This is a genomic window from Thermococcus sp. JCM 11816 (assembly GCF_055396515.1).
The window spans coordinates 1,465,768-1,481,318 of sequence record NZ_AP043741.1 but is presented as its reverse complement, the minus strand read 5'-3'; the positions used below and the strand labels follow the sequence as shown (position 1 = coordinate 1,481,318).

16 protein-coding genes are annotated in these 15,551 nt (G+C 51.4%); 9 read left to right on the top strand and 7 right to left on the bottom strand.

Annotation, left to right across the window (positions count from 1 at the left end; translation table 11 throughout):
• Position 1: 1 nt before the first annotated feature.
• Both ACZ5TN_RS08400 and ACZ5TN_RS08395 read right to left on the bottom strand, forming a co-directional pair.
• Complete coding sequence (locus tag ACZ5TN_RS08400) at positions 2-850, bottom strand: hypothetical protein (RefSeq protein ID WP_464916479.1); 849 nt, start codon at positions 848-850, stop codon at positions 2-4.
• Between the two features lie 11 nt (positions 851-861).
• Positions 862-2,304, bottom strand: coding sequence for a DUF515 domain-containing protein (locus ACZ5TN_RS08395; protein WP_464916478.1), 1,443 nt, complete (start codon positions 2,302-2,304; stop codon positions 862-864).
• Positions 2,305-2,397: 93 nt separating this feature from the next.
• Here ACZ5TN_RS08395 and ACZ5TN_RS08390 point away from each other — a divergent pair, with 93 nt between their 5' ends.
• On the top strand, positions 2,398-2,730 hold the full coding sequence (locus tag ACZ5TN_RS08390) for a TIGR04076 family protein (RefSeq protein WP_011250807.1): 333 nt from the start codon (positions 2,398-2,400) through the stop codon (positions 2,728-2,730).
• On the top strand, positions 2,687-3,760 hold the full coding sequence (locus ACZ5TN_RS08385) for a GTPase (protein ID WP_464916477.1): 1,074 nt from the start codon (positions 2,687-2,689) through the stop codon (positions 3,758-3,760). The genes ACZ5TN_RS08390 and ACZ5TN_RS08385 overlap by 44 nt, the downstream gene beginning before the upstream one ends.
• Here the strand turns inward: ACZ5TN_RS08385 and ACZ5TN_RS08380 are convergent.
• The 5 genes from ACZ5TN_RS08380 to ACZ5TN_RS08360 form a co-directional block, all read right to left on the bottom strand.
• On the bottom strand, positions 3,757-5,703 hold the full coding sequence (locus tag ACZ5TN_RS08380; protein ID WP_464916476.1) for an ABC transporter permease: 1,947 nt from the start codon (positions 5,701-5,703) through the stop codon (positions 3,757-3,759). The two genes, ACZ5TN_RS08385 and ACZ5TN_RS08380, sit on opposite strands and share 4 nt — an antisense overlap.
• Complete coding sequence (locus tag ACZ5TN_RS08375; protein ID WP_198407737.1) at positions 5,672-6,358, bottom strand: ABC transporter ATP-binding protein; 687 nt, start codon at positions 6,356-6,358, stop codon at positions 5,672-5,674. Before ACZ5TN_RS08375 ends, ACZ5TN_RS08380 begins: the two co-directional genes overlap by 32 nt.
• Positions 6,359-6,528: 170 nt before the next feature.
• Positions 6,529-7,779: an ABC transporter permease gene (locus tag ACZ5TN_RS08370; protein WP_464916475.1), complete on the bottom strand. Its 1,251-nt coding sequence runs from the start codon at positions 7,777-7,779 to the stop codon at positions 6,529-6,531.
• 1 nt (position 7,780) lies between these two features.
• A complete protein-coding gene (locus tag ACZ5TN_RS08365; RefSeq protein WP_464916474.1) occupies positions 7,781-8,815 on the bottom strand; it encodes an ABC transporter permease subunit in 1,035 nt (344 codons plus the stop codon).
• Positions 8,815-9,045: a hypothetical protein gene (locus ACZ5TN_RS08360; RefSeq protein WP_054839441.1), complete on the bottom strand. Its 231-nt coding sequence runs from the start codon at positions 9,043-9,045 to the stop codon at positions 8,815-8,817. The genes ACZ5TN_RS08365 and ACZ5TN_RS08360 overlap by 1 nt, the downstream gene beginning before the upstream one ends.
• A gap of 218 nt (positions 9,046-9,263) precedes the next feature.
• Here ACZ5TN_RS08360 and trm14 point away from each other — a divergent pair, with 218 nt between their 5' ends.
• From trm14 to ACZ5TN_RS08325, 7 genes are all read left to right on the top strand, one after another.
• Positions 9,264-10,361 (top strand): tRNA (guanine(6)-N2)-methyltransferase, encoded by a 1,098-nt coding sequence (trm14, locus tag ACZ5TN_RS08355; protein WP_464916473.1) that lies wholly within the window; start codon positions 9,264-9,266, stop codon positions 10,359-10,361.
• 93 nt (positions 10,362-10,454) lie between these two features.
• Positions 10,455-11,606: a phosphate ABC transporter substrate-binding protein PstS gene (pstS, locus tag ACZ5TN_RS08350; RefSeq protein WP_464917591.1), complete on the top strand. Its 1,152-nt coding sequence runs from the start codon at positions 10,455-10,457 to the stop codon at positions 11,604-11,606.
• 30 nt (positions 11,607-11,636) lie between these two features.
• Positions 11,637-12,452, top strand: coding sequence for a sugar phosphate isomerase/epimerase family protein (locus ACZ5TN_RS08345; protein WP_011250816.1), 816 nt, complete (start codon positions 11,637-11,639; stop codon positions 12,450-12,452).
• Positions 12,449-13,369 (top strand): phosphate ABC transporter permease subunit PstC, encoded by a 921-nt coding sequence (gene pstC / locus ACZ5TN_RS08340; RefSeq protein ID WP_464916472.1) that lies wholly within the window; start codon positions 12,449-12,451, stop codon positions 13,367-13,369. The genes ACZ5TN_RS08345 and pstC overlap by 4 nt, the downstream gene beginning before the upstream one ends.
• Positions 13,356-14,186 (top strand): phosphate ABC transporter permease PstA, encoded by an 831-nt coding sequence (pstA, locus tag ACZ5TN_RS08335; RefSeq protein WP_464916471.1) that lies wholly within the window; start codon positions 13,356-13,358, stop codon positions 14,184-14,186. Before pstC ends, pstA begins: the two co-directional genes overlap by 14 nt.
• The gene (locus ACZ5TN_RS08330; protein ID WP_011250819.1) at positions 14,183-14,944 is read left to right on the top strand and encodes a phosphate ABC transporter ATP-binding protein; all 762 of its coding nucleotides are present in this window, start codon (positions 14,183-14,185) and stop codon (positions 14,942-14,944) included. Before pstA ends, ACZ5TN_RS08330 begins: the two co-directional genes overlap by 4 nt.
• Positions 14,941-15,546 carry a phosphate transporter PhoU gene (locus tag ACZ5TN_RS08325; protein WP_464916470.1) on the top strand — a complete coding sequence of 202 codons (606 nt, stop codon included), beginning with the start codon at positions 14,941-14,943 and terminating at the stop codon, positions 15,544-15,546. The genes ACZ5TN_RS08330 and ACZ5TN_RS08325 overlap by 4 nt, the downstream gene beginning before the upstream one ends.
• Positions 15,547-15,551 lie beyond the last annotated feature (5 nt).

Genomic DNA, 15,551 nt, shown 5'->3' with positions numbered 1-15,551 from the left:
CTTATCCCCCTCCCTCACTCCATTTTACATCATAGCTTATTTCAACACTGCCACCCGTCGAGTAAACAATCCAGATTGGAAGTTCATAGTTCTCACGGGTCTTGGCCTCAACCGTTGGAACACTAACTTGAACTCCAGTTAAGAGCTTGGGAGTAAGCTGGAACAAATTCGTGGACGCGTTCACAACTTGAGTTGATCCACCCACCTTTCTATGGAAGCCGCTGTACTCGTAGAGCATGTCCTTGTACTCATCGTACGTCATCGTCGGATTGGGATTCAGGTTGCTAATCTCCCCATCGGAGAACAAGACGGGAACAGTCACGGCGAAGAACGTCGGTGAGTTATCGGCGGGAGTCATAACTAACTTGATTCTGCCCTCATAATCCAGTATTTTAATGTACCCATCAAGGACAGGGAAGATTGCTCTCGCAGAGAGAGAGTAAGGAGAGTTCACAAAGGGAGGCACCACTGAACCGCATGCCAGGTTGCTCCCATCTCCCTCTCCACCACAGGATACCTGCGGGAGAGAATACGTCTGAGTATGAACGCTCACAAGGTTTATGACAACCGTTTCGTAGGGCATTAACCATATTCCAGGGTTGCCGTTCAGCTGAAGCTTTGGGTTTGAAACCAGCTCTGGGGTGGTCTCGTTGTTATTCAAGCGGTAGACTGTAACAACGTAAGAGGGGTTCAAAACTAAGAACTTCGGAAACGGGGCTGTGTTAACAACGGTCACGTTTAAGTTGAGGGTTAAAACGCTACTAACGCTACTCGCGGCTCCCACAGGAGAGTAATACGAAGAAGCCATTATCATGCTGAAAATTATTAAAAAAACCAAAGGGCGTCTCATTTCAGACCACCTCAGGTGATTACCTTTGCAATGGTAATAGCGTTCTCGTTCTCGAGGATATCCGGCACAAAGATCGAGGGGACCTTCACGATAACCATTATCTTGGTGGTTTCGGGCATCGACTGGAGGCCTGTGTTCTTTTCAAGGTTCAAAAGCTCCCAACCGTAGTTCTGGAGCTGGGCCTTCACCTCATCACTGGCCTGTATCTTTCCGGCCGCTATTGCCTTTAGGATTTCCGCGAGGTTGACGCTGTAGGAGTAACTAGCTGAGGAACTCTGACTGCCAGACTGGCTGTTGGAATAGGAATCGCTAGCACTGCTGCTGTCAGAGATTGAGGCCCCTCCCGGGGATTCGGATGTGGAGTGGCTCTCGCTGTAGGAAGTTGAGGATGAAGTCGACGTCGAGCTGGACTGACTCTGGGACTCACTCACGGATATTGATCCACCCTCGCCGACTGGAAGCAGTAAAAGTTCAAGGTATCCATCAACAACGGTAGTGTTCTCGCCCTTTAAGTAGAGCTTAACTCTGTCACCAGGATCGAACAATGCCCCATTCATATCTTTCCTCTGAAGAACGAGCGAAATCTCGACCCATTCAACGGGGGATACTTTGTATCCAATCAAATCCTGGTAGTTGTCCACCATAGAGATTAGGGCCTTTGCCTGATCCTTTGAAATAAGGGACTTCTCACCGTTCCGCTCAAGAATGACATCCTGCCCGGGTATCTTATCAAGTTCGAGGAGATAATACTCCTTCCAGAGGGAGAGCAGGTAACTGTCGGGTTTTATTGACTCGACCTGTTCAATCGTCGTGGCGCTCTGCACCTGCTCCTCAAGGCTCTTCATAGTGGCTACTGCCTTTGTCCTGAGGGTATCGGGGAGGCCGAGAGAGAGCAAGGGCTGGAAAGCAACCTCTATCTCTTGGATCTTCTGCTGCTTTGTCTGGTTAAGCTGCTTCTCATACTCACGCTGTTTTATCTCCTGGATACACTGCTCATAGGCAGTAACGGCCTGATCAAAATAAGTTCTCACATCTATACTGTTCAGCTCCTCAAGACTGTTAGCGGAGGTTATTTTAGAAAGTGCAAGGCCCTTATACTGGAATGCCTTTTGACTGCAGTTCGAGTTCGAGAAATTGTACGAGGCGAAATAGCGGTTTAGCTCGCTAATTTTTTCAGCACGGGTGTTTTCAAGTTTCGACTCTCTAGAGCTTTGGATATAGGAATAAACGCCAACGGATATCAGCAGGATAATTATTATCAGTATTGAAGCACCGATTAGAATCCTCTTCCTGCGCTCCTTCTGACGAATGCTGCTCAGGGACCTAGGTCTGCGAGACGGTTTTTTGGATGGAGACGTTTTAGGAGGAGCAGCCGGTGACGGAGCCTCACTCTCGGTTGTCATTCTTCCCAGTTCCCTCAGACGACGAATTTTTGCTTCAATATCCTCGGCCATATTCAGCACCACCCACAAGGAATTGATGCAATGATCATAACCCCCCAGAATAGCTTTTAGTTCTAAGTCCTTATTTACATTTCGGTGGTGGAGATGGAAAAGCTAGAAATTAAGGTCGTGGAAATCCGAGGAAAATGTCCCGTTTTCAAGCTCGGGGACAGAATAGTCATAGAAGGGCCAAGGATAAACCTTGAAGAGACCGACGCAGTATGCACTCACGCCTTTGCCTCCCTGCTACCTTACATAGTCGCCCTCCGAAAGGGTATTAAGCCCAATGAGATAGGTCTCGGCAGGGGAGAGAAGGCTTACGTGCAGTGCCTCGACCCGGGTCCGCCGTACACAGACGGAGGAACCGTGATCTTTGAGATAACGGTGGTGCGAGATGAAGGCGAGAAAGGCATGGAGAGTCGTGAGAGAGGTAGTTGATGAGGCCGACATAGTCGTTGAGGTAGTCGACGCCCGCGACCCCATTGGGACGAGGAACAGAAAACTGGAGAGACTAATCCAGGAAGAGGGGAAGCCCCTGCTCATAGTCATGAACAAAGCTGATTTAGTCCCGAAAGAGTGGGCCGAGGAGTACAAAAGGAAGAGCGAGGTTCCAGTCGTCTTCATAAGCGCGAGGGAGAGGAAGGGAACCGGAATACTCAGGAAGGAGATCAAAAAGCTGGCAAAGCCGCTCCTGGACGAGAAGGAGAAAGTTAAGGTTGCCCTCATAGGCTACCCCAACGTCGGCAAGAGCACGATAATCAACACCCTCAAGGGCAAGAGGGCTGTAGGAACCGCGCCGATTCCAGGATACACAAAGGGCAAACAGCTGATAAGGCTGAGCAAGAAGATATGGCTCCTAGACAGCCCAGGGGTCATTCCGATAGACGACTTCGACGAGCTCGTGATAAGGGGAGGCTTTCCAGCTGATAAGATAGAGGAGCCCGTCAAACCAGCCCTAAAGCTCATCGGAAGAATCCTGGAAACGAGGAAAGAAGCCATAACCGAGAAGTTCGGAATCACGGAGTTTGAAAGCGAGGAGGACATTCTCAGGAAGATCGGCGAGAGAAGGGGCCTCACAAAGGCGGGTGGCGAGGTCGACATCGAAGAGACGGCGAGGTGGTTCCTCCGCGAGTGGCAGACCGGAAGATTCACACTCTTCGGGAGCGAGGAAGAGGGGAAGAGGGACTTCATCTGGGACTTCGAGGACGTGCTTAATGGGGTCGAGAAAGACCTCCTGCTCGACCCGAGGAGGATACTCTGGAAGTACGGAGATGAGCTGAGGGAGAAGCTCGACGGCCAGAAGAGGGCGGGAGTAAGGGAGATAGAAGGAATAACGGTTGGAATAGCGACCGGATTTAAGAAGTGCGATTCGGCCGTTAAGTTCCTCGAAGAGCTGACCGGAAAGCATGTCCTGGCGAGCGAATGCTTTGGAAAGAAATGGAAAGGGGTTGTGGCTGTTCTCGATTAGGCCCTCAAGGCCTTAACAACATCCAGCTTCCCCATTACTCTCCTGACAACCAGGACCGTGAACAGGACGTAGGCAGCATATAGAACAGGCAGGAGCGGGAGAATCTGGAGGGCATCGCCGAGTGAGACGTTCACTGGTAGGATTATGTTACCTATGTAGTAGCCCAGCCTCACCGCCGGTGGAATGGCAAGGAGCGAGCCAATCACCGCAGAGGTGACAACTTTTGTCAGGAACTCTCGCTCCACGTGCGAATCCGGAATTCCCACAGCCTTGAGCGTGGCATAAACCTTCTCGTTGCCCTCGATCTCAAGGTAGATCAGCGTGAAGATGGCAAAGACGCTGAGGAGGAATGTAACGAGCATGAGGGCGTAAACGGGTGTTTTGAAAAGTATGAGGTTCTGCTCGATATTTCTTCTTAGATCATCGAGCGTGTAAACCTTGAACCCCTGGGATTCGAGTTCTTCCTTGACCTCTTCTGGGTTTTCTGCCTTCATAAAGCTCATCCTCGGCTCGACAAAGCCCTCCATCGGGAGGAAGAGGGCGCGGTAGTTGTAGAAGAAAGCATCGCTGATCCCGACCACGCGGTAGGTTCTCTCAACGCCGAGGAGGTTCACCCTGACGGTGTCGCCGACGTTGAGGTGGAGCTTCCTCGCGAGGCCAACCTCGATGACCGCCTCGTCCTGCCCTCTGAACCATCTCCCCTCGATGAGGGTTTTTTCAAACATGCTCGTCCGGTTGAAGAAGTAGATTTCCGTCGTGATTCCGTTGACGCTTTGACCGCTCAGATAGCCGACCTTCTCGCCGGGGAGCTTCGCCATCTTCTCTGGAGTGCCGATGACCCAGACGTTGAAGGGCGCGTTGAGGCTGGCGAGCTTCTCCACGCCTGCCAGGGCAAAGTAGGCAGAGCTCGACGCCAGAAAGGCGACGAAGAAGACAGCCAGGAACTTGAGGAGGGATGACCTCTTGGGGACAAAGCGCAGGGCTTCTATGGTTCTAATCCGCGAGACGTAGAGGTAGGGCAGGGAAACCATCAGGACTATCGCCATGGTTATTAGAACGTCGAACTTGAGGGGATAGGCATAGTTCGACCTCAGCGGGACGGAGACGCCAAAGAGGCTTGAACGGCTTCCTAAGAGGATTCCGGGAACAATTCCGATGGCATAGCCAAGGAGGGCGACGATTAAGTAATCGCCGGCGAAGAGCGTGAAGATGAAGGAATCCGGAAGGCCGAGGGCCTTGAGGGTTCCAACCTCCCTCGTGCTGCCCCTTATGTGTGCCACCGTCACGAGAACCTCGATGAGGAGTGCAGTACCAAGGAGGAGGTAGAAGAAGCTCATGACGAAGTTCTTCACGTTCCCCAGCTCGTCCATGTAGGGTGTGTGGCCGTCCTCGTAGACCATAAAGTAGCGAACCCTCGCGTGGCCCATCAGGAATTCGGCCAGGGCCTTCGTGTCGTTGCATCTCATAAACGCGTAGAGGTTCTCGCCCTTCTCCATCGTCAGAACTATCGGCTTACCCATCAGGTAGTAGTAGGAGCCGAGAACCGTGTAGGTTTTCCCGTTGACTTCGATTTTATCGCCCCGCCTGGCTTCAGGGAAGGCCAGGACGTAAGCACCATCGGGCGTGCTTTTAGCATTGGGAACGTCAAAGCGCCCGTAGCCGATTAAGGCGGTGTAATACTTCCCGTTCAGCTTCACCTTTCCCTCGTCGAAGTAGAGGTAGTTCACGACCTCACCGAAGCGCGTGAGGTTCTCGACGCCAACCCCCTGGACGACGAACTCGACGTTGCCGATGTGCGAGAATTCATCCACCGTCCCCATGAAGGCCCCGATTCCACCGAGGGTGAAGTTGATGCCCAGGCTGAGGAAGACGAAGATTATGAAAACCACTACCGCCTTTTTCTTCTCGCGCTTAAGCTTTGCGACCGCCGTCTTTAATGGCATTGACCTCACCGTCCTTGAGAGTTATGATGACGTCCGCGAACTCAAAGAACTCCCGCTCGTGGGTCGAGGCTATGACGGTTATTCCTTCCTCACGGTTCACCCTCTTCAAAAGTTTCCACACCCTCACTTTGTTCTCCCAGTCGAGGTTGGCCGTCGGTTCGTCGGCGAAGAGATACTTCGGTCTGTTTGCCAGGGCCCTCGCTATTGCTATCCTCTGCATCTCGCCGCCGCTCATGTGCTCTGGCAGTTTGTCGGAGAGGTGCTCAGCGTTCACCAGCTTTAGGAGCTTTTTCGCCCTCTCTTTGGGGTTCTCAACCTTTTTGGAGTATTTCATCGGCAGGAGAACGTTTTCAAGGCCCGTTAAGTAGGGGACTAGGTAGAAGAACTGGAAGACTATCCCGAAGTTGTCGAGGCGGAACTTCCTGAGCTCTTTCTCTTTGAGAGAGTGGATGTTGACACCATCAACGATGACTTCTCCAGAGGTTGGTCTGTCTATCCCGCTCAGGATGTTGAGGAGAGTCGTCTTTCCGCTCCCGGAGGCACCCGCTATGATGTAAAACCTCCCATCCTCAAAGGTCAGGTTGATCCCCTTCAGGGCCGTGACGTTGCCGAACTCGTAGTGTTTGGTGAGGCTGCGAACCTCGATCATCCTCATCACCCAATTACAGCCTCCATCACATCGCAAACATGACTACCTTGAAGAATATCTCCATTTAACCTTTTATGCTGCCTGTTTTGTATATGCGCTAGTACGTTATTCTAGTTCTATTAGATAGTAAAATTTAACCGTGATCACCACTAAAATGTGGGGCAGTAACTAAGTAGCTAACCGACATCAAAGAAAACAAGGGCGAGACCAGCACTCAAAAAGCCCATTGCAAGGCCCGGAGCCACCACCCACCACCAGTATCCACCGTAGAGGGCCCCCTGGCTCATCGCTTCAATCATGAAAGAGCCCCAGTTCGTACCTGGAATCAGGCCAAAGAATCCAAAGACTGAAATCAACGCCACGACTTTGGCTAGGAGCATTGTTGAGTACCTCAGGGAGAACTCTCCAACGGGGGGAAGTATGTGTTTCCTTAAAACCCAAAGCGCACCCGCCCCCATGCTCACTGCGGCTTTAACGTACTCGTTCGCCTTCTCCTTTATCACGATGAGTCTGATAGTCTTAGCAAGCTTTCCAAAGGTCAGAAGGGCGACTAAAAACATGAAAAGCAGGGGATCTATCTCAACCTTTCGACCGTAACCCTGGGTGGAGAAAAGCCAGACAAGGACTACGAGGATTGGGAGCATGGGTAATGCCATCAGAACCTCTAAGATGAACGTCGCAAGTTCCCCCAATATTCCACCAACGTAGCCTGAGACCATACCCACAAGAACTCCCAGAACCACTATTATTGCCGTCGTAAAGAACGCGAGATAGAGAGTGTTGTTCATGCCCTTGACGAATCCAACCCACATGTCCCTGCCGTAAGAGTCTGTACCAAGAAGGCCGTAGCAAGTTCCAAGAATTTCGACTGATGGATTGGCTTTTTCGGACAGGCGAACCTCAAAGATGTACTCACCTTTTAAAGGTTCCAAGCTGCTATCACGGGAAAACAGGAGCTTGGCAGAGGAGACAAGAACGTACTCGCTCACGCTGAGGTTGAAAGCCTTTGAAAGAGATGAGACAACGCCGGCGCGCATGTTGATGTTGAGGCTCATGTTACTGGAGATGGCTGGACCCCTGTAAAGGAGCACCCGAACGCCATCTGGCCTCAAAACGCTTATTTCTATTTTCTTCCCTTTAGGAAGGCCGTAAAACCTCACATCGCTAGGCTTGTCCTTGTAAGTGTGCTTGTAGGAAAACCTGTAGATCCAAGAACCGTTCTCCTCAACTGGCGACGGTTTCAGAAAGACCGTGGGAGTCCTTCCACCGAAGATTGAGAACCAGGAGGGGTAGGCCTTACGCGGGTTGTCCCTCCAGTAATTAGCGTTCTCCCAGTTGTCGATATCTCTCTGATCAACACTCAAGTTTGAGGCTATCACGAAGAGAGCGAACACGACCAGTATCGCCACCCCAGCTTTTCGCACCATTTCAGCTCACCCTTGGATCCAACATTCCCTTAACGAGCTCCAGGAGAAACGAAAAGACGAAGGATATAATGAATATCGCAAGGGTGACAACGAAGAAGAGGCGGTAGTCAAACCTAACAACCACGCCAAATGCCGGAACAACTGTCCTGACAAAACTCGCCTTAAAGATTATCCCAAGGCCCCCGAGGTTGAATAGGACGTCCACGACGATGTAATCCGTGAACATCTCAACGAACTTCTGAACGGTGAACGAGCTAAGGACTATGGAGACGTTCTTAAGAACGTGCCTCCAGTATATCACCCACTCAGAGATACCCTTGGCCCTCGCAGTTAGGACGTAGGGCTTCCCAAGCTCGTCCCTTACGTTATGAGCAACAACAACCACAAACTCCCAAATGTACACAAAAACTAGCGTGGCAACGGGAAGGGCAAGGTGCCAGAGAACGTCGAGCACGCCCTCAAAGCCACCCTTCGGGGGGATACTCTTAAGGCCTGAGATTGGAAACGCGTCAAGCTTGACGGCAAAGACTGCTATCAACACTGCTCCAATCCACCATGATGGAAGGCCAGTGAAGAAACGCGCAAGACCCTCGGCAACACCAAGAAAACGACTGTTTGCCAGCTTGAATCCAAGGAGAACACTCAGAAAAACCGTCAACAGCACTGAGAGTCCCATGACCATGAGGGTTACTTTTATTGAATGGTTAAAATCGTACTTGGTATCACCCCGACGATAATAATCAATGCTCTTTCTGAGGAGGTCTATACCCATCACAAAAATGTTATCGTCCCTCACTTCCGCCGCTTTAGTGAGTATATGATAATAGTACTCCTCAACGGTGAGCCCCTCCCTGGTCGCGTTTTGCTCCAGCTCTTGGTACAGGGCGGGATTATTCATCCGAATTCCCATGAGAGCATCGTGAGCGTAATCCCATGTCAGCTTATTGGACGTTGCTCCCGCTATCAAGACTATTATGAGAAGTACGCAAAGGTAAATTACAGCCAGTCGTGCGAGGGTTCTGACTGGAAGCTTCATTAAACATCCCCTTTTCTCAGTAACAGGTTCACATCCTGAAAGCTGATGTCAGGGTGTCTTTTCAAGAACTCATTAACACCTTCTTCAACTCCAAGTTTTCTAATGTACTCAAGCAGTTTATAACTATCGGCATCTAGTCGGATGAGATAAAGAGTTTTTGGCGAGAACAGAATGTACTCATCTAGTACCTTGTCAAGATACAATGAACTCAGGAATTCATCCTCGCTCATATCATCTTCACCACGTATAAATTTGTAGTACTGTTAGTTTATAATAGTTACGTCAATTAAAATTAACAATTCGACAAATAAACTTATTAGCGACGGATAAAATGTCACGACATACTTTGAAGAATATAATTATGATATTTAACAACTAAGTTATACCAAGGCGCACAAAGGACTAGGTCAAACAAAAGCTTAAAAGAAAGACCGAAAAACGCGCAAGTATGAGACTCTTACTCACAACCTCCCAGGGAATCGAGGACATAGCTGGAAGGGAAGTTGCCTCACTCATTGAGAGACTTGGAGTTCCGTTTCGAGTGGAAGAGAAGCCCTTAGGCGTTGAGGGAAGACTTCTCCTCGAAGCAGGCGAGGCTTACTACACCGACGAAAAGGGCAGAAAGAGGGAGCTGAGCATAGCAACCTACCTCAACGAGAACTCAAGGCTCCTCCATAGGGTTATTCTGGAGATAGCGAGCGAAAGGTTCGAGGGAATTGGCGAAGACGAACCAGAAACTGCCCTCAGGAGGATAAAGGAGTTCGTCTCCTCCCTTCCGGTTGAGCGCTTCGTGAAGGTAAGTGAGAGCTTTGCGGTCAGACCCTTCAGGAAGGGCGAACACAGGATAACGAGCGTTGAAATAGCGAAAACGGTTGGCGAAGCCATCTTTGAGCGGCTCTCACGCTTTGGAAGCCCAAAGGTGAACCTCGACCACCCGGCCGTTATCTTCCGCGCCGAACTCGTTGGAGATGTCTTCTTCCTCGGGATTGACACAACAGGGGACTCCTCTCTCCACAAGAGGCCCTGGCGCGTTTACGATCATCCCGCACACCTAAAGGCGAGCATAGCCAACGCGCTCATAGAGCTGGCCGAACCTGACGGCGGGTCGTTCATAGATCCCTTCTGCGGGAGCGGCACGATATTGATCGAGCTTGCCCTCAGGGGTTATGAAGGAAGAATAATAGGCCTTGAGAAGTACAGAAAACACATAAGGGGCGCGGAAATGAACGCTTTATCGGCAGGAGTTCTTGACAGGATCGAGTTCATCCAGGGCGATGCTACAAAGCTCTCCCAGTACGTTGAGAGCGTTGATTTCGCCGTGAGCAACCTTCCCTACGGCCTGAAGATAGGGCGGAAGAGCATGATACCAAGGCTTTATATGGCCTTCTTCAGCGAGCTCTCCAAAGTCCTCGAAAAGCGCGGGGTCTTCATAACGACGGAGAAGAAGGCGATAGAGAAGGCAATAGCCGAGAACGGCCTCAAAATCAAACATCACCGCCTTATTGGACACGGCGGGCTGATGGTTCACACCTATGTTGTGGAATAGAGAATAAGTGCCTATATAGATTTGCCACCAGAATATATTTTATTGCGGCAATCTTTATATTTTCTAACCCTCTTCTAACCATCGGTGAACCCAATGAAGAAAGCCATCTCGGTGTTTATCGTCCTGCTGCTGGGGCTTTCCCTGGTGGCAAGCGGCTGCATATCTGGAGAAAAAGACTCCAATACAAGCCCGTCCAGCACGGCACAGGCTTCAAGCCAGGGCACTTCCCAGACCAAGGTAATAACCATCCGCACCACAGGTGCAACCTTCCCCCAGTACCAGATACAGAAGTGGATTGAGATATACATGAAGAGCCACCCCAACGTCAAGATCGAGTACGAAGGTGGAGGAAGCGGACACGGGCAGGAGGCGTTCCTCAAGGGCCTCACCCACATAGGCAGGACAGATCCACCCGTTAAGGAGTCAACCTGGAAGAAGTTCCTCGCAACTGGCGACCAGCCCCTCCAGTTTCCCGAAATCGTTGGTGCGGTTGTCGTTGCCTTCAACGTTCCAGGCGTTGACGAGCTGAAGCTCGACGGGGAGACCCTCGCCAAGATATTCATGGGTGAGATAGAGTACTGGGACGACGATGCCATCAAGGCCTTCAACCCCAGCGCGAACCTCCCGCACGAAAAGATAATAGTCGTCCACAGGAGTGATTCAAGCGGAACTACTGCAATCTTCACCACCTACCTGAGTCTCGTCAACAAGGAGTGGGCAGATAAGGTTGGAGCGGGAAAGACCGTTGACTGGCCCGTTGACAAGGTTGGAAGGGGCATTGGTGGAAAGGGCAACCCTGGAGTCGTCCAGGCCCTTAAGAACACCAAGTACAGCATAGCCTACACCGAGCTCTCCTTCGCCATAGAGGAGAACCTCAAGGTTGTGGCACTCAAAAACAAAGCCGGAAACTTCGTTAAGCCCACTGACGATGCGATAAAAGCCGCCGTCGCCGGTGTTAAAGCTTTCATACCAAGCCCAACCGAGGGCTACAAGGAGGACCTCAACCAGCTCCTCAACGCCCCGGGAGAGAACTCCTACCCGATAGTTGCCTTCACCCACCTCCTCGTATGGCAGAACAAGGGTGGAAAGCACTACAGCAAGGAAGAGGTCCAGGCCATCAAGGAGTTCCTTAGGTGGGTCTTAACAGAGGGACAGAAGCCAGAGAACCTTGCCCCCGGCTACGTCGGTCTTCCACCAGAGGTCGCCAAGATAGGCCTCCAGGCAGTTGACATGATAGAGGGCTGATTTCTTTTCTCTTCCTTTTGGGTGAGAACGATGAAGCTCGGCGTCAACTCCTACATCGTCAAGGAAATCAGCGGAAAGGGCTTTTCCTTAGACGAACTTCAAGTGGACTTTGTTGAGCTTGGATTTGACGATTCTGGCATCATCAAGAACGAAGAGATAAACTGGGAAGCGCTCAAAAACCTTAAGGGCATTGGGGTGGAGTTTACACTTCACGCGCCTACCGCCGATGGAAAGAACCTCCCGATAGACCTCGGAGTCTATGGGAAAGAACCGGTAAAGAGAATGGGGAAGGTAATAAGGATTGCCAACCATCTCGGCACAGAGGTCATTGTCGTTCACGGAGGCGACATCGGGAAGAGTTACACGAAGGCCTACGTGAACACCCTGAGGCACTTAAGGAAGCTTAAACCAATAGCTGAAGACCACGGAGTAAAGCTCGTTGTTGAAAATCTCTTTGAGGGACGAATCGGGGCACTTCCTCACGAGCTCCTTCCCTTCGTTAGCGAGGGCTTTGAACTGTGCTTTGACATCGGGCACGCTTTCCTGACTTCCATGAATTCCGGACTCAAGATGGACGAGTTTAACGTGCTCTTCCCTTATGCGACCCACCTTCACATCCACGACAACAACGGCTCCAGAGACGAGCACAGGCCGCTTGGCGAGGGTATGATCGGTTTTTCTTACGCAAGTAGAGTTGTTGAGCTTACAAAAGCCGAAAGGGCAGTCCTGGAGATAAGGAGGTACAGTGGGAAGGGTTCAATCATCTCAAACGTGAGTTTCTTCCGCAACATGCCGGACGAAAACTTCTCCAAGATTGAAAAGGCAGAAGGGGGTAGTGAGGCTTGAGGAAAGTTGAGTCTTTTAAGATCGCTACATATCCTGCCGTTATCATCGTCTTCCTGCTGTTCGCGGGGATGCTCTTCGTTTACTTCACCAACGCGCTCCCAGCGCTCCACAGGTACGGCCTCGACCTCTACCTGAAGAACGTCTGGAGAGCGGCTGAAGAGCCAAGCGAAGAGGTCTATGGGATAGCGGCCGCTATATGGGGAAGCGTCTACACCTCTCTCATAGCCATACTTATAGCCCTGCCACTATCGGTGGCCTACTCGGTCTTCGTCGTTGACTACGCACCGAAGAGGCTGAAGAACGCCTTCATAATCCTCTCCGATATAATGGCAGGCCTGCCGACGATAATCTACGGGATATGGGGAGCGTTCTTCCTAGTCCCGTTCCTGAGGGATTGGATTATGAAGCCCCTTTACGATCACCTCTCCTTCATTCCACTCTTTTCCTATCCGCCGGTTGGTGGCTACAGCTACCTCTCGGCTGGAGTTCTCCTGGCGATAATGGTTACTCCCTTCGCCTCCGCTATAATACGAGAAGCCTACAACATGGTACCATTCACCTACAGAGAGGCAATCTACTCCCTCGGGGCAACGAGGTACGAAGCAACTAAGGTTCTCCTCGGCTACATAAAGCCGGCGATAGTTTCGGGAACGATCCTCGCCTTCGGAAGGGCCGTAGGCGAGACGGTCGCCGTTTCCCTCGTTATAGGGAACACGTTCAACCTGACAACGGCCCTCTTCGCACCGGGATACACAGTCTCGTCCCTCATAGCCAACCAGTTCGGCAACGCCTTCATATACGAATACATGACCTCGACGCTTTTCGCGGCAGGGCTAATCCTCTTCGTAATTGGATTAGCTGTAAACGTGGTCGGCCTCAAGATGCTCAAGAGGTGGGAGAGAAATGTCAGCATTTGACCGAAAAACGAAGGAGAAGGCCTTTTTCCTAGGGATCGGTGCGCTCACAATCCTGATATTCATACCGCTGTTCCATATCATAGCAACAGTCCTGATAAAGGGCTTTCCGGTGATAGCCGAGAGGGGGACGAAGTTCCTAACGGGGACGCTCAGCGAGGGGGGAATAGGTCCAGCCATCGCTGGAACCTTCATCCTCACGTTCCTCTCTGCTCTCCTCGGTCTTCCAGTTGCTTTCCTCGTCGGAGTTTACGCCTACGAGTATCCTAAGAGCACCCTCGGTCAGTGGACTAAAACACTGCTCCAGATAATGATAGAGTTCCCGACGATACTGGTCGGAGTCTTCGTGATGCAGGTCGTGGCTGTGCCCATGGGAACCTACTCAGCCCTGGCTGGGGCCTTAGCGCTGGCGATAATTCTCACTCCCTATGTAGCCGTTTACACCCACGAGGCCCTCAGGGAGATACCGTCAACGTATAGGGAGGCGGGCTTTTCCCTCGGGCTCACGAGGGCGAAGGTTGTCTTCAGAATACTCGCGCCGATGGCGAAGCGCGGCATTTTGACCGGCGTCCTCATAGGAATGGCCAAAGTTGCCGGAGAAACGGCACCGCTCCTCTTCACCGCTGGCGGACTTTACGAGAGCTACCCAACTTCAATAACCAAACCCGTCGGTGCCGTTCCGCTCCTCATCTACCAGCTAGTCCAGAGCCCGAATCCAGCCGACCATGCAACAGCGTGGGGAGCCTCACTGGTTCTTCTCCTCATCTTCCTCGGGATATTCATCCCGATACGCCTTAGTCTGAAGGAGGTGAGACTGTGAACTTCGCGATAGAGACTGTTAACCTCAACGTTTACTACGGCCAGAACCACGTGATAAAGGATGTTGACCTCAAAATCCCAAACAAGGGTGTCTTTGCACTCATGGGGCCGAGCGGCTGTGGGAAGAGCACGATGCTGAGGACTTTCAACAGGCTGATAGAGCTGAACGAAGATGCCAGAGTTGAGGGTGAGGTAAGGCTCTTCGGAGAGAACATCTATTCGGAGGACGTTGACCCGATAGAGGTCAGGAAGAAGGTGGGGATGGTGTTCCAGTACCCGAACCCCTTCCCCCACCTGACCATATATGACAACGTTGCCATAGGCCTCAAGCTGAACGGACTCGTCAAGTCAAGGGAAGAGCTCGACGAAAGGGTTGAATGGGCCCTGAAGAAGGCTGCCCTATGGGACGAGGTTAAGGACAGGCTGAACGATTATCCTGGGAACCTCTCTGGAGGACAGAGGCAGAGGCTCGTTATAGCGAGGGCTCTCGCAATGAAGCCGGAAGTCCTTCTGATGGACGAGCCCACAGCCAACATAGACCCTGTCGGAACTGCCAAGATAGAGGAGCTCCTCCTGGAGCTTAAGGAGGACTACACGATAGTTCTCGTTACCCATTCTCCAGCCCAGGCGGCGAGAGTTGCTGATTACGTTGCCTTCCTCTACCTCGGTGAGCTGATAGAGGTTGGGCCAGCAAGGAAGGTCTTCGAGAACCCGGAGCATGAATTAACCGAGAAGTACGTTACGGGGGCGCTTGGATGAAAAGGAAAGCCCTAGAGAAGGCCCGAAATCTTTTGAGGGCAGAGGGGGATGGAGTCATAAATGGCATGAGAACCCTGACTACCGAGGTCCAAAGAAACGAGTACGGAAGAATGGAAGACCTCCTCTGGGAAGTTGCCAATATCAGTGAAGAGCTGAACGACGTTCTAATAGAGATACTCCTCCGCTATCAACCAATGGCCAGTGAGCTTCGATTCGTCAGGTCAGCCTTCAATGCAAACTACGACCTGTACAGAATGATGAGACACCTCTCGCGCATTGAGGTTCTGCTTAATCTCCATGGATCAGAGGAGCAGAGGGATCTCGTAATAGAGGCGATGGAGATCTTCCACCCCTGGGTCACCGGAGGAGTCGAGGCCCTGGTTTCAAAAAGGGAAATTCCAGTGGAGGAGCTCCCGTTCATTGAATTCGAGTTTAACGAACTCTGGGACTCTTATGTTAGGACGGAGACCCCCTACGTTATGGGAACCTTAGTACACCTGGAGGGTTTCTTCAACCATACGAAGAACCTGCTTCGCTCGGCGGTTTATTATCTCTTAGGCTCCAAAGGGCTTGAAAAGACGCCCATACTATATATCGTATGAGGTGA